This is a genomic window from Brucella pituitosa, from assembly GCF_003049685.1.
Lineage (GTDB): Bacteria > Pseudomonadota > Alphaproteobacteria > Rhizobiales > Rhizobiaceae > Brucella > Brucella pituitosa.
Genome location: NZ_PYSY02000001.1, coordinates 1,688,977 through 1,711,212, shown reverse-complemented (window position 1 = coordinate 1,711,212; position 22,236 = coordinate 1,688,977). Strand labels below are relative to the sequence as shown.

Genomic DNA, 22,236 nt, shown 5'->3' with positions numbered 1-22,236 from the left:
TCGCAATAATCATAACTCGGTTGTCCTCCAGCTCAAATGACTTCCCAAAAGGCCGGTATAGTTTTGCTGTGCATTGTATTGCGAAAATTCCTTGCGCCTGGTTTGCGCTTCATATAAACATATCTTTATATCTTTAGAAGCGTATGGAGATTGCGAATTGCGCTTGCAGCTCGATCAGATGGTGGATGTGTTAAAAGCAGTGGCAGAACCTAGCCGCTTGCGCATCCTTGCGCTTCTTTCCAAGGGTGATCTCACCGTTTCAGACCTGACCACAATTCTGGGTCAATCGCAGCCGCGTGTTTCGCGTCATCTCAAGCTGCTGGGCGAAGCCGATCTTATCGATCGCTATCAGGAAGGGGCCTGGGCCTATTTTCGTTTGTCGGACAATGCGCTGTGCGGTGAAGTCGCACGCAATCTTCTGCAGAGGCTCGATGCTGCCGATCCATTGATCGAACGCGATATGGAACGGTTGTCGCAGGTTAAATCCAGCCGTCAGGAAAAGGCTGCAGCTTATTTCAGTGCCAATGCTGGCAGCTGGGATGAAATCCGCAAGTTGCATGTTTCCGAAAATGCCGTGGAAGCGGCTCTCAAAGGCATCATTGGCGACAAGCATTTTCAGGCCATGCTTGATGTCGGTACGGGTACGGGCCGACTGTTAGAGCTGTTTTCGCCGCTCTATGTGCGTGGATTGGGTATCGATATCAATCGCGACATGCTCTCGGTTGCACGTGCCAATCTCGATCTCGCATCGGTCGGCAATGCGCAGGTTCGGCAGGGAGACGTCTATGCGCTGCCCGTCGAACGCGAAAATTTCGATTTGGTGACAATCCACCAGGTTCTGCACTTCCTCGATGATCCGCTCGCCGCAATCCGTGAGGCGGCGCGTGCGCTTCGCCCCGGTGGACGCTTGCTGATTGTTGACTTTGCACCGCACAGACTCGAGTTCCTGCGTGAGGAACATGCGCATCTAAGGCTCGGCTTTAGCGATGAGCAGATGCTGGGATGGTTGAAAGATGCAGGGCTTGAACCTGCCAGGACGACTGAATTGGGGCCAAAGGCTGCAAATGGTGACGACGGATTGACGGTCAAGCTTTGGCTTGCCAATGATCCGCGCTTGCTGATTGCCGATCCAGCGCCGCAAAATGCAAGCATAACGGAGACAGTCTAATGGGCTTTTACGGTCTTTCCCGCCGATCGGATATCGGCCAGACCACCCGCGTATCGTTCGAGTTTTTTCCGCCCAAGACGGAAGAAATGGAACAGCGTCTGTGGGAAACCGTGACGCGCCTTGCGCCGCTCAAGCCTGAATTCGTCTCTGTGACTTACGGTGCCGGCGGCTCTACCCGCGAGCGCACCATCCGTACGGTCGCGCGTATTCTTAAAGAAACCGATATTGAGCCTGCGGCTCACCTGACCTGTGTTGATGCGACGCGCGAGGAAGTGGATCGCGTTGCACAGGAATTTGCGGCCCTTGGCGTCAATCGCTTTGTCGCGCTGCGTGGCGACCCTGCCAGCGGTATTGGCGAGAAATATGTGCCGACGCAGGGTGGCTATCAGAATGGTGCCGATCTGGTTGGCGGTCTGCGCAAGCTTTCCGATTTCGACATTTCGGTTTCGGCTTATCCGGAAAAGCATCCTGAAAGCCCGGATTTCGCCACCGACATCGATATGCTCAAGCGTAAGGTCGATAATGGCGCGACACGTGCCATCACGCAGTTCTTCTTCGATAATGATCTTTATGAGCGTTATGTCGAGCGCGTGCGCCGTGCTGGTATATATATCCCGATTGTTCCGGGTGTTTTGCCGGTGCATAATTTCAAGCAGGTCAGCAACTTCTGTGCCCGCTCCGCGACGCATATCCCGGCATGGCTGGCCGAGCGTTTTGACGGGCTGGATAAAGATCCGCAGACCCATCAGCTTGTTGCAGCCGCGATTGCGGCCGAGCAGGTGATGGATCTGATCGAACGTGGCGTGCAGGATTTCCACTTCTACACGATGAACAGAGCCGATCTGCCGTTTGCGATCTGCCATATGATTGGCATAAGGCCTAAAACAGAGGCCGAACTGGCAGTCGCTTGAAATCAAAAAAAGCCCGGTTTGTAAACCGGGCTTTCTTTTAAGTAAAACGGATCGGTCTATCCTCAAGAACCGATGCCGCCGCAATGGCTTGGCTATCCCAATTCAGGGAATAACGCCTGCTATCAACGCTGCAACAAATGCGAATGCTGCACAGATCATGAGGACATTCAGAGATCGCGTAAGTCCCATTGGTCTGTCTCCTTATAAGCACCCGACAAAGCCGGGTACGCGCTGGTAGAGAACCGGAATCTAAGCGCAAATTGGCTTAAACAAAAGAACATTTCGTACTGCAATAAGGGGTGATAGGGAAAAAAGCCTTTTGTTTACCAGCTAAGTTATTGAAATTTTTAACTGTAAAAATTTGTTCACATTTCATGAAAATGCCACGAAAGCGCCAATTTTGACCCGGCTTCCGCCGTCCAGTCAGCCTTTTTGTGTCACCGTTTAGCGGATTAAAGCGAGGAATCCTGACAAGGTGAACACCGACAGAACGGTTGAATACAGTATGACATTCGACGTAATGGCGGCTTCCCGGCGATAATGTTCCGCAAGCATGAAAGGGCCTGTGCCAGCGGGTAGTGCAGCGAGCAGTGTTGCACTCTGCGCCAGATGCGGTGGAAGCCCGAAGACATAGACCGCAAGTAGCCATGTTGCCAAAGGCATGACGATGAGCTTGACCGAAACGAGGAAAGCGATTGCATTGACGCTGTCGCGTTCGATCTTGCGGGGCTGTGCAAGGAAAAGGCCGAGCGCCACGAGTGCGCAAGGTGAAGCCGCACCACCGAGCATTTTCAGAAAGGTTTCGGCGGGAGCAGGGATGGTGAGGCCTGAGAACGATACGAGCGTTCCCAGCGCTGGTGCAAAGAGAAGCGGATTGCGGATCAGAGATCGTGCGACTTTCCAGACAAGGCGCAGCGGCTTCTTTTCCGTCTGCATGCCGATCTCGATCAGGATGATAGCAAAGGCAAAGGTTACACAGACGGTGATGATGATGGAGATCGTTGTCGCAGCCAGAACACCTGATCCGAAAGCGATCATCGAAAGCGGGATGCCCATATAGCCGGTATTTGGATAGGCGGCGTTCAACCCATCAAGCGCATTGTCGGCTAAAGATAACTTGCCACGAAGACGGATAACGAAGGGCAGGGCAAAGGCGATAGCGCTGCTCAACAGGAAAACACTGATAAAGCCGGGCTGCCACAAATCGCTGCCGTGGGTATTGGCCATGATGTCGAAAAGCAGGGCAGGCAAGGCCAGATAAACAACGAAACGGTTGAGCTCAGCGATCGCGTGCGGCCCCAGTATCTTCAGCTTGAATGCTCCCCAACCTGAAAAGATGAGGGCGAAGACGGGCAGAACGATGATGAGGGTGGAGATCATGGCGCTTGAATAACTTGCAAAAGTTGAAAGGCGCGGAGGGTGGTCCGCGCCTTTGATTTACTTTGGTTTAGAGCTTTTCGAGCAGTTCAGGCGTTGGCCATGAATCGGCAGGCATTCCAAGTCGCAACTGTTCGGTGCGAACGGCATCGCGGGTCAGGATACCGAAAACGCCATCGATTTTGCCCATGTCATAGCCACGAGCCTGAAGCTTGGTCTGCAATTCCTTCATTTGCTCCTGCGTCAAACCCTGATCGGGATTGCCAGGATTGAAGGCTGGAGCACCAGCGAGGCGGGTGGCGAAATAGGCAGCCGTTGTCGCGTAAACAATCGACTTGTTCCATTCTACGAAAATATCAAAATTCGCATAGGACAGGAATGCAGGGCCTTTGCGACCCAGTGGCAGAAGCAGCGATGCATCGCCGTCATCTGGACCGAGTGGACCTTTAAGCCCAACTACGCCCTGCTCAGCCCACCATGAGTGTGGCTTGCGATTGGTGCGAATGGATTCCTCCCAAGGCAGATCCTTGGTGATGCGTACTTCTTCGAGCCATGGCTCGCCACGCTTCCAGCCGAGTTCGGAAATCATGCGGCCAGCGGTCATCATCGCATCAGGGACGCTGTTTTTCAGATCGACTTTGCCGTCGCCGTCACCATCAACGCCGCGCTCGAGATAATCCTTTGGCAGAAGCTGCATCATACCTATTTCGCCAGCCCATGCGCCAGTTGTGGCAGCATCGACAACGCCGGTATCGAACAGCTTGAGCAGAGCGATCAGCTGCGGACGGAACAGATCCGGACGGCGGCAGTCATAGGAGAGCGTCACGAGTGCATTGAGCGTGTCGAAATCGCCCTGAATCGCGCCGTAGTCGGTTTCAAGACCCCAGAAGGCGGCAAGTACAGGTCCCGGTACGCCATAAGTGTCTTCGACTTTCTTGAAGACATCGGCGTGCTTGACCAGGTTGTTCTGGCCGTTCTTAAGGCGCGCCTCAGAGATGAGTCGCTTGGAAAATTCGGTGAAGGTCAGGTTGAAGACAGTCTGCTTGCGGTCGCGATCAAGAACTTTCTGTTCGAGCGACGCCTTATGCAGTTCAGCAATCCCCTTTTCGCCAACGCCTGCTTCGCGTGCTTCCTTGGTCAGATTGTCCATCCACTGACCATAATCAGTTTCGCATTCGGGCTTTGGCAGGTTGACGGTGCTGTCGGCGCTGGCAGCCGGTGCGGGAGAACCGGAAGCCTTTGCGCCAGATTGGGCAACAGATATTACAGTCGATGCCAGCAAGGCGGTAGCCATCACTGAAGCTATAATTTTCATCGAGAAAACTCACAATTCAGAGGGGGAGGTCTCCCCGTCGGGTTTTTCAAGCTATTGCCCCATCACGCATCGGAAATGAAGCAAAACTTGGTGTGAGCACCCAATTAACGAAGAGTTAACGGACCTTGTTGCTTTCCAGCCACTTTTTCCATGCGCCTGCACTGCCCGCAAACACATTGATATCTGCATCGCCCTTGATGCCGGGAATGGTGCCCGTTCCGGTATATTGCCAGAATGTCCAGGGGTGTGGCCCATACTTTTCCGTCGGATGCCCCGCCGTCGAGCGCAACCAGAATGGATATTCACGCAGCTGGTTCAGATCATTTTCATCGAAGAAATCAACTGTCGTGTAAATGATAGGGCGCTTGCCGTAGTGCTTTTCGATCGCATCAAGGAAAATCTTCATTTCCTTGCGGACGATGACAGCATTTGGTCTCAGCTTGCAGCTTGGCGACTGTGCGTTCCATTCCATATCGAGAACGGGCGGCAAAGCATTTGGATCGCGCGGCACATTCTGGATGTACCAGCGCGCCTGTTCGATAGCCGGACGGCAGAAATAATAGAAGTGATAGGCGCTGCGTGGAATGCCCGCCTGTTTCGCGCCGTTCCAGTGTTCGGTGAAGCGGTCATCGAAACGATCGCCGCCTTCGGTTGCCTTGATGAATACAAAGGAAATTCCGCTGCGCCTTACTGCGTTCCAGTCGACATCGACCTGATATTTGGAAACGTCGGTTCCGTGGATCGGATAATGCCACGGTGTCCTGCCGGTCCATTCAAACGGCTTGCGATCACCAAAACGTGGTGCATTGACCGCTCCCGTTGGCCGCGCCATCTGCTGCATTGAGTTGCCGGACTTTTTTACATCGGAGAAGTCGTAATCCACTGTCGTACAGGCAGACAGAAGGAAAACACCAAGGGCAAGAATGCTGCGGTTGGCCAGACGGTTCATACAGTGGTCCCGATGTCGCGAATCAATCTTAACAACGGTTACGCGATCCGGGTCCTAACGTCATCAGTTATGCTGGCAAAACTTTGCGGGAAACAGATTGTGTCGCACCGACTGAGGGATAATCAAAAGAGCCGTCGGAAATCTATCCGGCGCGAATGACAGCTATCCACGCAAAGCCGCGATAAAGATTCATGCGTCTGGAGGTGGCGCCCTGTTCAACAGCCATAGTATCTGCAACGCTGAAGAGATTGCCGCGCGGTGACACATGGAACCATTCAAGCCATGTGAAGAGTGCCTTCTTAAACCATCGCGGTAGGCGTTGCTGATCGCCGAAGTCAACGATATGCAGTTCGCCGCCTGGCTTTAAATGTCTGATGCTTTCCCGAATGACTGATTGCCATTGCGGTATCATCGAAACCGCATAGGAAATGAAGATGCGATCAAAGCTATCCTGACCAAAAAGGGCAGCAGGATCGAAATGCGTGGCATCGGCACGTTCAAGTCTGGTGCGATCTGCAATCCCGGCGCGCTGTGCTGCCTGATGTGCTGTGTCCAGCATTTCAGCCGAAATATCGATGCCGAAGAGTGTCGCATCGGGGTAGTTCTGCGCTGTTTTGACAAGATTGCGTCCTGTGCCGCAGCCGATTTCAAGCACACTGCCGCCTTGAGGCACGTTTAGTCCCGCAATCATAGGGTCGCGACCCAAAAGATAATATTTGCGCGTGGCATCGTAGAAATGACGCTGCCGCTTATAAACCCGGTCCATCAGAGTAGCGTGATCGATACCCTTGATTTGCCCCTGAGTTCGCTGCGGATTGGTGCCCATATCACGCATCCTTCAAGACATAGAGGTGGAAGCCGCCATAGATAGAAGAGCGGTCGCGATCATGCAGCAGGCGGGATTCTTCTTCACGATAGTGCCAGTGTTCAAGAATCGATGGATCAACCCGGCTCGGCAATAGGCTTGGCTCTGCCGCTGTGCGGAAGATAACGCGCGCGCCCGCAGCAGCAGTACGGGTGATTTCGCTCCAGAGTGCATTGAGCTGGGCGTCGTTCATCCAGTCCTGTGCATCGAGCAAGATGTAGCGGTCTACCGATCCGGCTGGCTTTTGGCTGAGAAACTCTGTGTAGTTGGCATTTCGCACCGTCATGCGATCAACACGAGCGCGAACGGTGTCGAAATTTGCCCTTGAGAGATAGGGAGGCAGAGGGCCTGTTTCTTCATCGCCGCTATAGCCACGGCCAAAGGCCTGCCACGCGAAATAGTTTTCGGTCAGGGGGAAGGCGCAGGCGAGCTTTTCAAGCCGGGCGCGCAGGACAAAAGCCATGTCGCCATTTCCGGCTGTTGCCAGTGCGTCATATTGCTGAGGTGGAATGCCGAGGCCAAACAGAGACGATTTGCGTGCTGTTGCCCAACGCACCATGCGTTTTTCAAACAAGGGGGCGAGGGCGGTGTCGAAGAAGGTGCGCTGTTCTTCCATCGTGCGGGCTTTAAGGATGTCACGTGGGTCTATGCTATAAAGACGAGCGACGCGGTGGCCCATGCCGATAAAGACGCCCAGCAATCCGTGGCGGTAAAGATCCCTCGAGAAGATAGAGATACGTTGACGGCCGCTCCATTTGCGCTTTTCCCAATAGGCACGACTTTCACTATCAAGATGCGGACGGATGAAGCGTTGATAAGCTGCGAGATTGGCCTTGTCGTCGGCCTTGCCATAGAAGCGATAGAAGCTGGCATAGTCCGGCAGATGCTTCAAAGCGCCAAGTTTCAGGCGGTTGAAGGCAACATGAGCGCTGTTGAGATCAACAGCCTCGACCGAGGCCGGGTCAGCCGTCAGATAAGAAAGAGCATTACAGCCGCCTGAAGCGATGGTGACGATGCGGTGGCCGGGCTGAATGGCAAGGGCTGCCATATCCACTTCGGGGTCTTCCCATATCTGGGGATAGACCAGTCCTTTGAAGAGCCAGGCGAATAGTCTTTCGGATACGCCATCGCGCGAAAGCGCATGGTTTTGTGTGACTGCGCGCTTGAGGATTGTGCCGTTGGCATTTGGGCCCGTCATTCCATGCTCCCCGTATTTTTTTGAGCGCACTCCGAAAGTTCTGAATGATCTCGGGCAAGATGCGCGAAGGTTCCAAGGCGAATCCAGCCTTGTTTGGGAGAGTTAAGCATTCGCCGGTGACAGGGGCGTGACGGCTGTTTCAGGGACAAACTATGGTTAAAACTTTGTTATTATGGCGGTTTGTTACCAGCCGTAAGACTATTTGAGAGAACCTTTCCGCATCCTCGCCGTTTTCTGGTGTGACGTTGGCATCGTCGAAAAGCATCACCGGGGACTAAAGAGTGGTGTGACGACTGTCTTCGTAAGGTGATTGACCGGCCAGAACGGTCATACACGGAAAACCAAAGCAGCGTTGGCTATATCCCCGCAACGCTGGATTTTAGGGAAGGAGAGCCATCATGAAGAAATTTTTGATTACTTCGGTTGCTGCCGTATCGTTTTTGGGGCTTGCAGCTTGCAGCGACAATTCAAACGACGCCAGCAAGGCACCGGCATCGCCCTCGCCTGAAGCGCCTGCTGCCCCAGCAGCCCCTTCAAACAACGATACAACGACGCCGACAACACCAGCACCTGCGCCTTCGACGCCAGGCACGACTGGTTCACCGCCTGCAAACTAAGGCATGTCTCCCAAAAGTGGGAACCGGTTTTCGGATAAAGACATGCTTAAAATTGCAGATAGCGTGTTTTTCGAGCACTGATCTGATTGGATCAGATCGGTGCTCTAGTCATTTGTTTTCACGCGCATCTTGTCCGAAAACCGTTTCACACTTTTCGGGATGCGCTTTAATGCCAGAGCTTCTTACTGGTAAAAGAATGGCGGTCCGGTCAGCGGGCCGCCATTTGCTCCGAAAGGAGCAAAGTTGATGGATAATTATGCAGTGGTCGTCAATAAAGACAATATAACTGCGTTTTCCATGTTCAAACGCAGGCTTTCTTCGGTTATGGCTTTTGTTATGAGCCGTCATTTTCTGTTTCTTATTTCCGCTGTTGTTCTTGTTGCCCTTGCCGCTTGCGGCAGAGGGGAGGATGAACAGGCTGCTGCTCCAACTCAGCCAGAACAAACAACAGCTGCTCCAGCGCCTGACGCTGACAAGCAGGCTGGGCCTGATCTGATCAAAGCTTTGCAGGATAATTCCGGTGTTATGACACCAGAAGAGCAGAAAGCAGCCATCGAACGTGCACGCAACAATGCGGAGGCTGCAGCCAGGTCTGTGGGCCAAAGCGCTGAGCAGGTTCAGGCCGCCGGTGAGGCGGCAGTCGCTGCCGCACAGCGTTCGTTCGAGGCTCGTCAGACTGCGCAATAATTCTCTCTACAGAGAGCAATATTCTTCTAAATTATTGTTTTTTCGTCGATTGCAACGGGTTGCTGTTTCCAGCCTTTCCAGAATTATATAGAAACGATTCATGTCGATCTGGGTCCGCATCGGTGAGTTTGTCACCTCCGTCACGCTGAACGCTATTTCAAGCGTTATCGAGGCTGTGCGTACGGTTTTTGAAGGCGATGCGGATACGCGCAGGCGCGTTGCGTTCTCCATTGCGATGATTGCGCTTTCAGCCAAAATGGCCAAAGCCGATGGCGTGGTGACACAGGATGAGTTTCGCGCATTCCAGAACATTTTCTCAGTGCCACCAGAAGAGCATACCCATGTGGTTCGCTTGTATAATCTCGCTCAGCAGGACGTGGCGGGCTATGAGAGCTATGCGCGCCAGCTTGCTGGCCTATGTCGGGAAGGCGATGAGAATTGTCATCTGCTTGAAGATATTCTCGATGGTCTCTTTCATATCGCAACCGCTGACGGCTACGTACACGATAAGGAAATGGCTTTCCTGTCGAGCGTTGCCGAGATTTTCGGTTTCGATGAGGAAAGTTTCGAACGTATCGCATTGCGACATGTCAATCGCGGTGAGGGCGATCCTTACGCCATTCTCGGGCTGGTGCGCGGCGTTTCTTTTGAGGACGCGCGCAAGCGCTACCGTTCATTGGTGAAAGAACACCATCCGGATCGGCTTTATGCGGAAGGCCTTCCGCTGGAATTCATAAATATCGCGAATGCACGTCTTGCGGCCATCAACGCGGCTTGGGCAAGTGTCGAAAAACAATTGGAGGCCGCATGAGCAGCGTGGATGCTTCGCAGGAAGAATTGGTAGCGGAACTTTCGTTGGAAGCGCCCGATTATCCGACCGCTTCGCTGGATGCGTCACCAAATTTTGGTCCGCGTCGCGATGGCAAGACGCCGACCTATCTCATTCTGCATTATACAGGGCTTGCAACGGCTGAAGAAGCTTTGGACGTGCTTAAGTCGCCCGAGCGGGAAGTTTCTGCTCATTATCTCGTTCACGAAGATGGACGTGTGGTACAGATGGTGTCTGAAAAGGCACGCGCATGGCACGCAGGCCAAAGCTTCTGGAAGGGCGAGACCGATATCAATTCGGCCTCCATCGGCATTGAGATCGTTAATCCTGGCAATCTGGAAAACTATCCGCCATTCGCAGACCGTCAGATTGAATCCGTTATCGATCTGTGTCGCAGCATATGCGGGCGCTACGAAATTCGACCGGAAAACGTTCTTGCGCATTCCGACATCGCGCCGGAGCGCAAGACTGATCCCGGGCACAACTTCCCATGGAAGAAACTGCACCAGGCAGGCATTGGACACTATATCGAACCAACGCCGATCCGCGGCGGACGCTTCCTCGCGCGTGGTGAACAGGGCCAGCCAGTGGAGGCTTTGCAGTCCATGCTTGCCCTTTATGGCTATAAAATCGAGATCAATGGCGTGTTCGATGAGGCCACACAAACCGTGATTAAGGCCTTTCAGCGACATTTTCGGACACAAAATGTGGACGGTGTAGCCGACGTATCTACTATAGATACCCTCTACAGGCTGATTTTTTCGTTGCAAAATGTTACCGCTTGACCGCGCGTGGCTCCGTATGGTCGAGCAGAGCCCTACATTCATATTTCCATAATAATTTCATCAAATTAGAACAATTACAGCTTTAGGTGGTGGCTCTCTTCCACTGTGGCGCGCATCACGAAATGTGACAGCGTTTATTACAACCTGTAAGACTATTTTACTTCCCCGACCAATCTTCGGCTGCATTTCCCCAGCAAATGATCTGCCATTCCCAGCGGTGACGGGCGGGCAAAAATGCTTGTCGAGCGGGATCATAAATAAACGGCATTGCTGCCCCCAAGACCAGCAATGCCCCATAAAAACGATCCAAGACGGTAGGTTATGAAAATAAAATTTGTTGTTGTATGCGCTCTCATTGGCGCCATGAGTTCTTTTGGCCTTAATTCTGCGATGAGTGCTCCTGTTAATGAGCCAACCAATCTCGCAGACCTGCTCAAGGCACGGGCACAGAATAAGACTGCTGAAGCCAACAAGTCTGAAAAGACATCCCGCGCAGCCGCACGGGCAGAACAGAAACAAACTGCCAAGAAGGTTTCGGTCATCACCAAGCGTGCTGCACCAACAGCTAAAAGTGCAAAGCGTTCCAAGGCGCGTGGTGAGACTTCAAAGTCTGTGCAGAGCGGCAAGGGCTACTCCCAGATCATCAATCGTTATGCAGCAACTTACGGCGTATCGTCTTCGCTGGCTCATGCCGTTGTTCGTCACGAAAGCAATTTCCAGCCAAACGTTCGGGGTGCTGCCGGTGAAATTGGCCTGATGCAGATCAAGCTCTCAACGGCTCGCGGTCTGGGTTACACGGGTTCGGCAAAGGGTCTCTATGAACCATCGACCAATATCCAGTTCGGTATGAAGTATCTTGCTCAGGCACAGAAGCTCGGTGGCGGCAGCACCTGCGGCACGATCCTCAAATACAATGCCGGTCATGGCGCAAAGCGCATGAACCCAACCTCTGCAAAATATTGCAGCTCGGTTAAGTCCTATATGGCCGGATTTTAATATTCAGATTCGCCTTGTCGGCCGCGTAGTGTTTCAGGTCGATGATGTGAACGAAAAGCCGGTAGCGGTTTCGCTGCCGGCTTTTCTGTTGTGTATAGTTTTTTTCGAAACCCGGTTCCCACTTTCCGCGATCATGCTATATACGCGCCGTCAGTCGGTCGGGCAGCCGCGCTTGTCATATGCCGAAAGGCGGCAGGTGAGGAAAGTCCGGGCTCCATGGAAATACGGTGCCGGGTAACGCCCGGCGGGGGTGACCCCAGGGATAGTGCCACAGAAAGTAGACCGCCCCGTCTTCCGTACCGCTTTCAAGAAGCGGCAGGGATGACGGGGTAAGGGTGAAAGGTTGGGGTAAGAGCCCACCGCGCCGGTGGCAACACAGGCGGCACGGTAAACCCCACTGGGAGCAAAACCGAATAGGGACGGCGCATCAGCCCGAAAGAGCTGATAATCAATTTCCGGATCAGCCGTCCGGGTGGGTTGCAAGAGGCGGGTGGCGACATCCGTCCCAGATGAATGGCTGCCACGTTGGACGCAAGTCCGGCCATACAGAACCCGGCTTACAGACCGACTGACATTTTTTACTCTCCGTAATGGCTAACCGATATTTCCCTTTGAACGCAGGAAACGGATAGTTGTGATCTGATTGCACATCTATTGCGAAACCTCCCAACCAAGGAGGTTTCCATGTCGAGCTTAAAAGATAAAGTCGCAATCATCACTGGCGCATCATCGGGAATAGGTCGTGCTACGGCACTGTTGTTTGCTTCGGAAGGTGCTGCAGTTGTGTTGAATGCCCGCAATGAGGCCGGGCTTGAGCAAGTAGCACAGAATATCAGAGAACTTGGCGGGCAGGCCCATTGTGTGGCTGGGGATGTCTCTCAGATGGAGACACATGAAAGACTGGTGGCCGCTGCTCAAAGCGAATTTGGTCGCCTTGATATTGCTTTCAACAATGCGGGCACTGTTGGTCCGCTCGTCCCATTAACTGAGGCAAATCTTGATGACTGGAACAATGCGATTGCCGGCAATCTGACATCGGCCTTTCTTGGCACGAAGTTGCAGATACCATCGATGCTCAGGTCTGGCGGCGGTTCGATCATTTTCACGTCAACCTTTGTCGGCACCAGTGTCGGTATTCCGGGAATGTCGCTCTATGGCGCATCGAAAGCTGGGTTGATGGGGTTGGTCAAAGGCATTACCGCGGACTACGGATCGCGAGGCATTCGGGCCAACGCGCTTCTGCCGGGCGGTGTCGATACGCCAATGGCAGGCGGTGACGCTCAGAAAGAGTGGGCGGCGGGCCTCCATGCAATGAAGCGGATTGCGCAGCCTGAAGAAATTGCCCAAGCCGCACTCTTTCTTGCAGGGCCAATGGCGAGTTTTGTTTCTGGTTCAGCGCTTTACGCTGATGGTGGCAATTCAGCGGTCAAATAAAAAACAGCGGCTTTCCGTGTTGGAAAGCCGCTGTGCCGTCTCAAATCGGTACGCCTGTGAAGAAGTCGTAGATGAGTTTCATGTTCAACACGACGATGATGGCGGCGGTGATTGCTGCAAGGATTGTTACCCAGCGCGGCGCCACCAGAGCACCCATCTTTTTCTTTTCTGCCGTAAACATCACGAGCGGGATGATGGCAAAGGGTAGCTGAAGACTAAGCACCACCTGCGACAGGATCAGAAGTTCGGTCGTTCCCTGCGAGCCATACATGATCGTAACTATGGCCGCTGGCACGATAGCGACGAAGCGGGTGATTGCGCGACGCAACCAGGGTTTCAGTTTGATATCGATAAAGCCTTCCATCACGATCTGACCAGCCATGGTCGCCGTTATGGTCGAATTGAGTCCACAGCACAGAAGCGCAATTGCAAAGAGTGTTGGGGCAAGAGCGGAACCGAGCAGGGGATTGAGCAAAGCATGCGCTTTGTCGAGATCCTCTACCCCGGTATTGCCAGTCGCATTGAAGCTCGCTGCGGCGAGGATTAGGATTGAAGCATTGACCAGCAATGCAAAGGTGAGGGCAATGGTGGAGTCGAGCGTTGCAAAGCGGATCGCTTCGCGTTTTTCCGGCAGAGTGTGACCATAGTCGCGGGTCTGTATGATGCCTGAGTGCAGGTAGAGATTATGCGGCATCACCGTCGCGCCGATAATACCCAACGCTATATAAAGCATATCCGGATTGCGGAGAATTTCTGTCGTTGGTGCAAAGCCACGGATTACTTCGCCCCATTTGGGTTCTGCCATCAAAATCTGGATCAGGAAGCAGAGGGCAATTACGCCTAACAGCGTGATGATGAGCGCTTCGACGCGGCGAAAACCCTTGTTCTGTAAATAGAGAACGAGGAGTACATCGGCTGCGGTAATGATGACGCCGATTTCAAGCGGAATGCCGAAAAGAAGATTAAGGCCGATTGCCGTACCGATAACTTCAGCCAGGTCTGTCGCGCAAATGGCAAGCTCTGCCAAGAGCCACAAAGGCCAGGCAAGGAAACGCGGATAGGCATCCCGGCAGGCTTGCGCGAGATCGCGACCCGTCGCAACGGCAAGACGAGTACAGAGCGCCTGTAAAAGGACGGCCATGAGATTTGAAATAAGTACGACCGACAGCAACATGTAGCCGAAGCGGGAACCGCCAGCGAGCGATGTTGCCCAGTTGCCGGGGTCCATATAGCCAACGGCGACCAGATAGCCGGGGCCGAAAAAAGCCGTCGCGCGGCGAAGTTTAGAACCGGATCGGCTGACCCGGATTGACCGGTGGACGTCTGACATGGACGCTTCGCCCCGATCCCGACGCCAGCCTTCAAATGTAACGTCATGCTTTGCGGGGGGCGTGCTCGCCCGAGGGGCCATCTTAAATGCCATGCGTTAAGCTTTCAAAATGCAATTGCGAATTATTTGCAATTAATAGACCTGCGAAGCTTTCCCGTCAACGGCAGAGAATGGGGGGCTTTTCTCATAAATATGTGATCGTGCTGTTCGGATATTCGACGAATTGACACCTGCTCAGAAGCGCTGTTTACGGGCTGTGGATCATGCAAAATCGTACCAGAAAAACTTTTGTATAAGCCTCGGTTTTCTGAATGGGCGCGGCAAAGGATAACGGTTCATTAAGCTTAATATCCGATAACTGTTTGAACGAATCCGCCAAATAGAAGCTTGTCTACAATTGGCCGGAATCCACAAAGAAAACACAGGATAGCGGGACTTGATCCCGGGAAAGGATCGGGATGATGGCTAGCCTCGGCGGAGACCAATCTCAAGCCGAAGGGGCTCAGGTCCGTCACGTTCCGGTGCTTATTTCCGAAGTGATCGATGCCCTGAAGCCCGAATCCGGCAAAATAATCGTCGATGGCACATTCGGTGCAGGCGGTTATACCCGACGCATTCTGGAAGAGGGTGCGAACGTCATCGCTATTGACCGCGACCCGACCGCAATCGCAGCCGGTCGTGCCATGGAAAAGCAGTTCGAAGGCAAGCTCAATCTGGTTGAAAGCCGTTTCTCGGCGCTGGATAAAGCCGTTGAAAAAGTCGAGGGAGAAGGCGCGAAAGTGGATGGCGTTGTGCTCGATATCGGTGTCTCGTCGATGCAGATCGACGAAGCCGAGCGTGGCTTTTCCTTCCAGAAGGACGGGCCTCTCGACATGCGCATGTCCCGCAACGGCCCAAGTGCGGCTGATGTCGTGAATCGCCTGAAGATGGGCGATCTCGCACGCATCTTCAATTTTCTGGGTGAAGAACGCAATGCAGGTCGCATAGCCCGCATGATCGAAAAGCGTCGTGAATCTCAGCCTTTCACGCGCACGCTGGATCTCGCCAATGCGATTGAATCGCTGGTTGGTCGCAATCCGAAAGTGCCCATTCATCCTGCAACGCGTGTGTTTCAGGCGCTACGCATCTATGTGAATGACGAGCTGGGTGAACTGGCGCGAGCACTGCTTGCAGCCGAACGCGTGCTCAAGCCGGGCGGACGTCTGGTTGTTGTAACCTTCCATTCGCTGGAAGATCGCATGGTCAAGCGTTACTTTGCAGACCGCGCTGGTGGTAGTGCAGGTTCACGGCATTTGCCTGAGACACATGTGCGCCATCCGAGTTTTACACCTGCAGTGAAAGGTGCCGTTGGCCCAACTGCAGAAGAAGAAGAGCGCAATCCACGTGCCCGCTCCGCGAAATTGCGCGCTGGTCTGAGGACTGAGAATCCGCCTCTTGAAGATGATCTTTCGCTTTTCGGGCTGCCTAAATTGCCTGAAACGCATGAACTGGCCCGGAGTTGAACGAGTGCTGCGTACTTTTGAACTCATCATGATAGCGGCGATGCTGGTAGCAGCAACGATCACCTACACCATCAAATATGATGCGGAGAGGCAGATCGCGGTTATTTCCAAGCTCAAGCGCCAGATCGATTCCGAGAAAGATACGATTACGCTTCTGCGCGCGGATTGGGCATTGATGACCCAGCCGGGTCGCTTGCAGAGCCTTGTTGGCGTTTATTCTGATGAGCTGAAACTTGCACCCATTGAAGCGGAGCAGCTTGCGATGGGCGTGCAGGACATTCCAGAACGCCAGCTGGACGATATTCAGAAACTTATTTCAGGCAGCGATGAACTGGTGGCAAGCGGCGTTCTTGGACCCGATGCAACGACCACCGGCAGTATCAAGAAGAATGGAGCGAGGCACTGACCATGCGGCTGAAGCTCGGATTTTCCAAAAAGAACAAGCAGAACGGCGATGACGGTTTTGAGCCGGCTGGCAATGAAAAGCTGGTCGGCAATATGGCGTTTGTCGGTTCCCGTAAGAAGCATGGCAATCGTGCACGCAATCGTCTTTGGATGGCAATTGCGTGCTTTGTCGGCATTTACGGCGTGATTGGCGGCAAGCTCGTCTATTTCGGTGTAATTGGTGGTGAGGACGACGATTCCAACGGTCCTGCCGTGCATCAGCTTGCATCCCGACCTGATATTCTGGACCGTAACGGCGAAATTCTTGCGACCGATATCAAAACCTCTTCGCTCTTTGCCGAGCCACGCAAGATTGTCGATCCGGATGAAACCATCGAGCTGCTTTCGACGGTCATTCCTGATCTCGATTGGGAAGCGACCTATCGTCGTCTCAAGAGTGGTGCTGGCTTCGTCTGGATCAAGCGCGGTCTGACGCCACGCCAGCAGAGCCAGATCATGGCGCTTGGTGTGCCGGGCATCGGTTTCCGTACTGAAAAGCGCCGTTTTTATCCCGGTGGCCCGACGGCTTCCCATGTTCTCGGTCTGGTGAATGTCGATAATCAGGGCATTGCTGGCATGGAGAAGTATATCGATAGTCAGGGTCTGAGTGACCTGCGTGCTGTCGGTATGGCGACCGGACAGTCGCTTGAACCAGTCCGTCTTTCGATCGACATTCGCGTTCAGCACATCATGCGTGACGTGTTGGTCAAGGCAGTCGAACGCTATCGTGCAATTGCTGCGGGCGCAGTGGTACTGAATGTGAAGACCGGCGAGGTTATCGCCATGGCTTCTGTTCCGGATTTTGATCCGAACAATCCTGTGCATGCGCTCGACAAGGATCGTCTGAACCGTATGTCAGCGGGCACCTATGAAATGGGCTCGACGATCAAGAGCTTCACCACCGCAATGGCGCTCGATTCAGGTAAGTTCACTCTCAATTCCAGGATTGATGCATCGCGTCCGCTGGTGATTGGTCGTCAGACCATCCGCGACTTCCATGGTAAAGGCCGTGTGCTGACGCTGCCGGAAGTATTCATCTTCTCGTCCAACATTGGCTCGGGTCATGAGGCGAATGTGGTTGGTATCGAAGGTCACCGCGCATTCCTCAAGAAGATCGGCCTGCTTGATCGCATGCAGACGGAATTGCCGGAAGTTGCCCGTCCTGTCGAACCACGCGTCTGGAAGAAAGTTCATTCCATGACCATTTCGTTTGGCCACGGCATGATGACGACCCCGCTGCAAACCGCGGTGGGTGCTGCGGCTTTGATGAATGGCGGCAAGCTGATCGAACCGACCTTCCTTACACGTACACAGGCTCAGGCCGATCAGGTGGCGCAGCAGGTTATTCATCCGCAGGTTTCTGCCGATATGCGTTATCTCTATCGCCTGAACTCGACCGCTCAGGGTGGTTCGGGTAAGCGTGCTACGGTTCAGGGTTATCGCGTTGGCGGCAAAACCGGTACAGCGGAAAAGGTTGTTCATGGCCGCTATTCGAAAGATGTACGCTTCAACGCCTTCCTTGCATCCTTCCCGATGGACGATCCAACCTATGTTGTTTTGACGATCATCGATGAGCCAAAACCCGAAGAAGGTAAGTACAGCGCAACGGCTGGTCTTAATGCCGCCCCGATGGTTGCAGACATTATTAGACGCTCTGCCACCTTTTTGGGGGTAAAGCCCGATTTTAAACAGGAATTTGCGCCAGCAGCTGCAGAGATCGCTTCCGCTGATTCGATAAACGACTGATTCGTGCACTTCCGCTATTGGGAGCGGAAACTGCGCCACTGAACCTGGATTTGGTAAGACCATGAAGCTGAAGGAAATTACACTCTTTAAAGAACTGGCCTCCGGCGCTGCGGGCGAAGTGGACATTACCGGCGTCACGTCAGACTCGCGTAAAGTCGAAAACGGCTTCCTTTTTGCGGCCCTCAAGGGTGTAAAGGCTGATGGCTCCGCCTATGCCGCCGACGCAGTCAAGCGTGGCGCAGTTGCGATCATCGCTGGCAAAAATACGGTCCTGGAAAATCCAGGTGTGCCGGTACTGCATGTCGATGATCCGCGCCACGCCCTCGCAGTTGCGGCCGCCCAATTCTATGGCAAACAGCCTGAAGTCATGGTTGCCGTGACTGGTACGAGCGGCAAGACGTCGGTCGCGTCCTTCACCCGCCAGATCTGGGCTTATGCGGGCTTTCCTGCGGCCAATATTGGAACCACGGGCGTCTTTTCGCCAACGCGCAGCGACTATAATTCACTGACAACGCCTGATCCTGTTGAACTGCATCGTCTTCTCGCAGAGCTTACCGACGAAGGCGTGACCCATGCTGCGATGGAAGCCTCTTCGCATGGTCTCGACCAGCGACGCCTTGATGGCGTGAAGCTTGCTGCCGGTGCTTTCACCAATCTCGGTCGCGATCACATGGACTATCATGCGACGATTGAAGAGTATCTGCATGCCAAGATGCGCTTGTTCGATACACTTTTGCCAAAAGGGTCGCCTGCGATCATTTTTGCGGATGATCAGTTTTCGCCCCAGGCGATTGAAGCGGCAAAAGCTGCCGGCTGCGATGTTAAAACTGTCGGCCGTAAGGGCGATTTCATCACGATCAAGCGTGTGGAGCATGAGCGTTTCCGTCAGCATGTCGAGGTTCGTATTGCCGATGAAATCTTCGAAATTGCCTTGCCGCTGGCAGGTGATTTTCAGGTAGCCAATGCGCTCGTATCAGCAGGGCTGGCCATTGTGACGGGGGTTCCTGCTGCTGCTGCGATGCGTGCACTTGAGCGTCTTAAGGGCGCTCCGGGTCGCCTTGATCTGGTTGGTGCCACGGAAGAAGGCGCTCCTGCTTACGTTGACTATGCGCATAAGCCGGAAGCACTTGAAAATGTCCTGACGTCTGTCCGTCCGTTTACGACGGGCCGTGTGATCGTGGTGTTTGGCTGCGGCGGTGATCGCGACAAGGGTAAACGCCCGATCATGGGCGAAATTGCTGCGCGTCTGGCCGATGTTGCCATCGTAACTGACGACAATCCACGTTCGGAAGTGCCTGCGCAGATCCGTTCGGAAATTATGGCGGCAGCTCCCGGCGCCACCGAAATCGGCGATCGTCGCGAGGCAATTTTCACTGCAGTTTCCATGATGATGCCGGGCGACACACTGGTGGTTGCGGGCAAGGGACATGAAGAAGGTCAGATCGTTGGCAATATTACTTTGCCGTTTTCTGATCATACGGAAGTGGCGGCAGCATTGGCTGCCCGCCTTGAAGAGCATAAGGCTTGAGGAGCATAAGGGATGAGTGACTGGCTTTGGACATCTGCCGATATGGTGGAGGCCATGGAAGGCCGGCCTTTCGGTACGTTGCCTGCGGGTATCACCGGGATTTCCATCGATAGCCGCACGCTGAAGGACGGCGAAGCTTTCTTCGCAATCAAAGGCGATCTGTTTGATGGTCATGATTTTGCAACCGCTGCTATGGCCGCGGGTGCAGGTCTTCTGGTCGTCAATGAATCGCGCCTTCCGGCACTCGGTAATCTTAAAGTTCCGATGATTGTGGTTGAGGATGTGCTTGAAGCACTGACCAAGCTCGGTATTGCTTCGCGCGAACGCTCCACCGCGCAGATCATTGCCGTCACAGGTTCCGTCGGTAAAACGACAACAAAAGAAGCGCTGCGTCATGTGCTTGCCGATTCAGGCAAGGTCCATGCGTCGGTTGCTTCGTTCAACAATCATTGGGGCGTGCCACTGACGCTTGCCCGTATGCCTGCGGATACTGATTACGGCGTATTCGAAATCGGCATGAACCATCACGGCGAAATTCGCCCACTGGTTAAGATGGTCCGCCCGCATGTAGCGCTGGTCACGTTGATCGCGCCTGCGCATCTTGGTCATTTTGCGAATCTCGAAGAAATCGCAGTCGCGAAAGCTGAGATTTTTGAAGGTGTTGTACCGGGCGGCTATGCGCTAATCAATCGGGACGACAAGCGTTTCAAACAGCTTGAAGAGCTGGCTGAAAAGGCAGGCGTTGAGCACGTCGTGACCTTTGGCGAGAACGCCCGTTCCGATTATCGCCTGCGCGAATTAAAGATGCATCCGACCTGCTCATGCATGACAGTCAAGATCGGCAACGAAGAGGCAGTCGTAAAGGTTGGTATGCCCGGACGCCATATCGTGCAGAACATGCTTGCCGTTCTCGGAGCTGCACATCTCGTTGGTGCGGACATGGCAAAAGTTGCTATCGCCATGGCGACGCTTTCAGCTGAAGGCGGTCGTGGTGCGCGTCACGTGCTGGAACATCCTGATGGCGGTTCCTTCACGCTGATCGACGAAAGCTACAACGCAAACCCGACTTCGATGCGCGCATCGCTTTCGCTTCTTCAGGCCACCCCGCCGGAAGGACCGCGCGGTCGCCGCATCGCCGTTCTGGGTGATATGCTGGAGCTTGGGCGCCAGTCCGGAAAGCTCCATGCCGACCTCGCGCGCCCCATCGTCGATGCAGAAGTGAATGTGCTTTATATCGGCGGACGTGAAATGTCGGTGCTCAAAAATGCCTTGCCGGTTGAAATTCACGTCGAATACAGGCAGAGCACCGATGAATTGTTGCCGCTGGTGACGAAGGCTGTGCGCCCCGGCGATGTTGTTATGGTGAAGTCATCCAAGGGGATTGGCTTCTCCAGGATCGTCAAGGCGCTTACCAATCAGTTTCCACCAGTAGTGCCTGCCGAGTAGCAGTTTTTGAGGGATTTTTCTCCGCATGTTGATGCTTCTTTCAATCTTCGCCGAGCATGTGACACCGTTTAACGTGTTCCGCTACATCACGTTCCGCACTGGCGGTGCGATGATCACCTCGGCGTTGATCGTGTTCCTGTTTGGTCCTGCGATCATCAATTCGTTGCGCGCGCGGCAAGGAAAAGGTCAGCCGATCCGTGCTGACGGCCCTCAGACCCATTTCAAGAAAGCCGGGACGCCGACAATGGGCGGCCTGATGATCATGACCGGCATTCTCGTGTCATGTTTCTTCTGGGCCAATCTCTCCAGCGTGTATGTCTGGGTTGTGTTAATGGTCACCGTCGGCTTCGGCGCTATTGGCTTCTATGACGATTATCTCAAGGTCACGAAGCAGTCGGACAAAGGCTTTTCCGGCAAGTCGCGTCTCGCTATCGAGTTTCTGATCGCAGCAGTTGCGGCCTTTATCATCATGCGCGCGGGTCAGGAGCCGTTTTCCTCATCGCTGACGTTCCCGTTTGTAAAGCAGTTCGTTCTCAATCTCGGCTGGTTCTTCATTCCACTTGCGGCCTTCGTCATGGTTGGCGCCGGCAATGCGGTTAACCTCACCGATGGTCTTGATGGTCTCGCTATCGTGCCGGTGATGGTTGCGGCTGCTTCCTTCGGTTTCATCGCTTATCTTTCGGGTAATGCGATTTTCGCTGACTACCTGCAGATCCATTTCGTGCCTGGAACGGGTGAACTCGCCGTGGTGCTTGGTGCAGTCATTGGTGCAGGTCTTGGCTTCCTCTGGTTCAATGCGCCTCCTGCGGCTATCTTCATGGGTGACACTGGCTCGCTCGCCTTGGGCGGCATGCTTGGCACAGTGGCTGTTGCGACCAAGCACGAGATCGTTCTTGCGATCATTGGCGGTCTGTTTGTCGTTGAGGCGCTTTCGGTCATCATTCAGGTTGGTTCGTTCAAGCTCACCGGCAAGCGCGTGTTCCTGATGGCACCAATTCACCATCATTTTGAAAAGAAGGGCTGGACGGAGAGTCAGGTCGTGATCCGTTTCTGGATCGTGGCAATTATTCTCGCCATGATCGGCCTTTCCACACTGAAGCTGAGATAAG

The 22,236-nt window shown here is 53.9% G+C and carries 20 protein-coding genes and 1 other RNA gene; 14 read left to right on the top strand and 7 right to left on the bottom strand.

Annotated elements, in window-relative coordinates; all coding sequences use genetic code 11:
* Positions 1-178 precede the first annotated feature (178 nt).
* Both C9380_RS08445 and metF read left to right on the top strand, forming a co-directional pair.
* Complete coding sequence (locus C9380_RS08445) at positions 179-1,168, top strand: ArsR/SmtB family transcription factor (protein WP_036568070.1); 990 nt, start codon at positions 179-181, stop codon at positions 1,166-1,168.
* Positions 1,168-2,079, top strand: coding sequence for a methylenetetrahydrofolate reductase [NAD(P)H] (gene metF, locus C9380_RS08440; RefSeq protein WP_024899569.1), 912 nt, complete (start codon positions 1,168-1,170; stop codon positions 2,077-2,079). The genes C9380_RS08445 and metF overlap by 1 nt, the downstream gene beginning before the upstream one ends.
* Positions 2,080-2,523: 444 nt before the next feature.
* On the opposite strand, the gene C9380_RS08435 is transcribed toward metF, so the two are convergent.
* From C9380_RS08435 to C9380_RS26790, 6 genes are all read right to left on the bottom strand, one after another.
* Positions 2,524-3,459 carry an AEC family transporter gene (locus C9380_RS08435; protein ID WP_024899570.1) on the bottom strand — a complete coding sequence of 312 codons (936 nt, stop codon included), beginning with the start codon at positions 3,457-3,459 and terminating at the stop codon, positions 2,524-2,526.
* A 67-nt stretch (positions 3,460-3,526) separates the two neighbouring features.
* Positions 3,527-4,771 (bottom strand): lytic murein transglycosylase, encoded by a 1,245-nt coding sequence (locus C9380_RS08430; protein ID WP_024899571.1) that lies wholly within the window; start codon positions 4,769-4,771, stop codon positions 3,527-3,529.
* Between the two features lie 115 nt (positions 4,772-4,886).
* Positions 4,887-5,720 (bottom strand): glycoside hydrolase family 25 protein, encoded by an 834-nt coding sequence (locus tag C9380_RS08425; RefSeq protein ID WP_024899572.1) that lies wholly within the window; start codon positions 5,718-5,720, stop codon positions 4,887-4,889.
* 142 nt (positions 5,721-5,862) lie between these two features.
* On the bottom strand, positions 5,863-6,546 hold the full coding sequence (locus C9380_RS08420; RefSeq protein ID WP_128093366.1) for a class I SAM-dependent methyltransferase: 684 nt from the start codon (positions 6,544-6,546) through the stop codon (positions 5,863-5,865).
* Position 6,547: 1 nt separating this feature from the next.
* Positions 6,548-7,783, bottom strand: coding sequence for a BtaA family protein (locus tag C9380_RS08415; RefSeq protein WP_128093365.1), 1,236 nt, complete (start codon positions 7,781-7,783; stop codon positions 6,548-6,550).
* Between the two features lie 379 nt (positions 7,784-8,162).
* Positions 8,163-8,375, bottom strand: a complete 213-nt coding sequence (locus C9380_RS26790; RefSeq protein ID WP_024899575.1) for a hypothetical protein — start codon at positions 8,373-8,375, stop codon at positions 8,163-8,165.
* A gap of 271 nt (positions 8,376-8,646) precedes the next feature.
* Here C9380_RS26790 and C9380_RS08405 point away from each other — a divergent pair, with 271 nt between their 5' ends.
* From C9380_RS08405 to C9380_RS08380, 6 genes are all read left to right on the top strand, one after another.
* A complete protein-coding gene (locus tag C9380_RS08405; protein WP_024899576.1) occupies positions 8,647-9,087 on the top strand; it encodes a flagellar basal body-associated FliL family protein in 441 nt (146 codons plus the stop codon).
* A 100-nt stretch (positions 9,088-9,187) separates the two neighbouring features.
* Entirely contained in the window at positions 9,188-9,898 is a 711-nt protein-coding gene (locus C9380_RS08400) for a J domain-containing protein (RefSeq protein ID WP_128093364.1), read from the top strand.
* The gene (locus C9380_RS08395; RefSeq protein ID WP_128093363.1) at positions 9,895-10,701 is read left to right on the top strand and encodes an N-acetylmuramoyl-L-alanine amidase; all 807 of its coding nucleotides are present in this window, start codon (positions 9,895-9,897) and stop codon (positions 10,699-10,701) included. The genes C9380_RS08400 and C9380_RS08395 overlap by 4 nt, the downstream gene beginning before the upstream one ends.
* Before the next feature lie 321 nt (positions 10,702-11,022).
* The gene (locus C9380_RS08390) at positions 11,023-11,697 is read left to right on the top strand and encodes a lytic transglycosylase domain-containing protein (protein ID WP_128093362.1); all 675 of its coding nucleotides are present in this window, start codon (positions 11,023-11,025) and stop codon (positions 11,695-11,697) included.
* Positions 11,698-11,847: 150 nt separating this feature from the next.
* An RNA gene (gene rnpB / locus C9380_RS08385) (RNase P RNA component class A) lies at positions 11,848-12,273 on the top strand.
* Positions 12,274-12,381: 108 nt separating this feature from the next.
* Positions 12,382-13,131, top strand: a complete 750-nt coding sequence (locus tag C9380_RS08380) for an SDR family oxidoreductase (RefSeq protein ID WP_128093361.1) — start codon at positions 12,382-12,384, stop codon at positions 13,129-13,131.
* 40 nt (positions 13,132-13,171) lie between these two features.
* Here the strand turns inward: C9380_RS08380 and C9380_RS08375 are convergent, their stop codons facing one another.
* Positions 13,172-14,542 carry an Nramp family divalent metal transporter gene (locus tag C9380_RS08375; RefSeq protein ID WP_036568072.1) on the bottom strand — a complete coding sequence of 457 codons (1,371 nt, stop codon included), beginning with the start codon at positions 14,540-14,542 and terminating at the stop codon, positions 13,172-13,174.
* A gap of 377 nt (positions 14,543-14,919) precedes the next feature.
* On the opposite strand from C9380_RS08375, the gene rsmH reads away from it, so the two are divergent.
* The 6 genes from rsmH to mraY all read left to right on the top strand — a co-directional run bounded on the left by rsmH (position 14,920) and on the right by mraY (position 22,235).
* Entirely contained in the window at positions 14,920-15,963 is a 1,044-nt protein-coding gene (gene rsmH, locus C9380_RS08365) for a 16S rRNA (cytosine(1402)-N(4))-methyltransferase RsmH (protein ID WP_024899582.1), read from the top strand.
* Positions 15,964-15,967: 4 nt separating this feature from the next.
* Positions 15,968-16,369: a cell division protein FtsL gene (gene ftsL / locus C9380_RS08360; protein WP_024899583.1), complete on the top strand. Its 402-nt coding sequence runs from the start codon at positions 15,968-15,970 to the stop codon at positions 16,367-16,369.
* 2 nt (positions 16,370-16,371) lie between these two features.
* Positions 16,372-18,153, top strand: coding sequence for a peptidoglycan D,D-transpeptidase FtsI family protein (locus C9380_RS08355; protein ID WP_024899584.1), 1,782 nt, complete (start codon positions 16,372-16,374; stop codon positions 18,151-18,153).
* 61 nt (positions 18,154-18,214) lie between these two features.
* Positions 18,215-19,681: a UDP-N-acetylmuramoyl-L-alanyl-D-glutamate--2,6-diaminopimelate ligase gene (locus C9380_RS08350; protein WP_111786494.1), complete on the top strand. Its 1,467-nt coding sequence runs from the start codon at positions 18,215-18,217 to the stop codon at positions 19,679-19,681.
* A 12-nt stretch (positions 19,682-19,693) separates the two neighbouring features.
* Positions 19,694-21,127: a UDP-N-acetylmuramoylalanyl-D-glutamyl-2,6-diaminopimelate--D-alanyl-D-alanine ligase gene (locus C9380_RS08345; protein ID WP_024899586.1), complete on the top strand. Its 1,434-nt coding sequence runs from the start codon at positions 19,694-19,696 to the stop codon at positions 21,125-21,127.
* Positions 21,128-21,152: 25 nt separating this feature from the next.
* Entirely contained in the window at positions 21,153-22,235 is a 1,083-nt protein-coding gene (gene mraY, locus C9380_RS08340) for a phospho-N-acetylmuramoyl-pentapeptide-transferase (protein WP_024899587.1), read from the top strand.
* Position 22,236: the final 1 nt, after the last annotated feature.

Coding starts and splice junctions, on each gene's coding strand:
- mraY (WP_024899587.1), top strand. CDS start 21,153: ATGTTGATGCTTCTTTCAATCTTCGCCGAGCATGTGACACCGTTTAAC.
- C9380_RS08400 (WP_128093364.1), top strand. CDS start 9,188: ATGTCGATCTGGGTCCGCATCGGTGAGTTTGTCACCTCCGTCACGCTG.
- C9380_RS08445 (WP_036568070.1), top strand. CDS start 179: ATGGTGGATGTGTTAAAAGCAGTGGCAGAACCTAGCCGCTTGCGCATC.
- C9380_RS08345 (WP_024899586.1), top strand. CDS start 19,694: ATGAGTGACTGGCTTTGGACATCTGCCGATATGGTGGAGGCCATGGAA.
- C9380_RS08350 (WP_111786494.1), top strand. CDS start 18,215: ATGAAGCTGAAGGAAATTACACTCTTTAAAGAACTGGCCTCCGGCGCT.
- rsmH (WP_024899582.1), top strand. CDS start 14,920: ATGATGGCTAGCCTCGGCGGAGACCAATCTCAAGCCGAAGGGGCTCAG.
- C9380_RS08420 (WP_128093366.1), bottom strand. CDS start 6,546: ATGGGCACCAATCCGCAGCGAACTCAGGGGCAAATCAAGGGTATCGAT.
- C9380_RS08375 (WP_036568072.1), bottom strand. CDS start 14,542: ATGGCCCCTCGGGCGAGCACGCCCCCCGCAAAGCATGACGTTACATTT.
- C9380_RS08430 (WP_024899571.1), bottom strand. CDS start 4,771: ATGAAAATTATAGCTTCAGTGATGGCTACCGCCTTGCTGGCATCGACT.
- C9380_RS08415 (WP_128093365.1), bottom strand. CDS start 7,783: ATGACGGGCCCAAATGCCAACGGCACAATCCTCAAGCGCGCAGTCACA.
- C9380_RS08355 (WP_024899584.1), top strand. CDS start 16,372: ATGCGGCTGAAGCTCGGATTTTCCAAAAAGAACAAGCAGAACGGCGAT.
- metF (WP_024899569.1), top strand. CDS start 1,168: ATGGGCTTTTACGGTCTTTCCCGCCGATCGGATATCGGCCAGACCACC.
- C9380_RS08435 (WP_024899570.1), bottom strand. CDS start 3,459: ATGATCTCCACCCTCATCATCGTTCTGCCCGTCTTCGCCCTCATCTTT.
- C9380_RS08425 (WP_024899572.1), bottom strand. CDS start 5,720: ATGAACCGTCTGGCCAACCGCAGCATTCTTGCCCTTGGTGTTTTCCTT.
- C9380_RS08405 (WP_024899576.1), top strand. CDS start 8,647: ATGGATAATTATGCAGTGGTCGTCAATAAAGACAATATAACTGCGTTT.
- C9380_RS08390 (WP_128093362.1), top strand. CDS start 11,023: ATGAAAATAAAATTTGTTGTTGTATGCGCTCTCATTGGCGCCATGAGT.
- C9380_RS08395 (WP_128093363.1), top strand. CDS start 9,895: ATGAGCAGCGTGGATGCTTCGCAGGAAGAATTGGTAGCGGAACTTTCG.
- C9380_RS08380 (WP_128093361.1), top strand. CDS start 12,382: ATGTCGAGCTTAAAAGATAAAGTCGCAATCATCACTGGCGCATCATCG.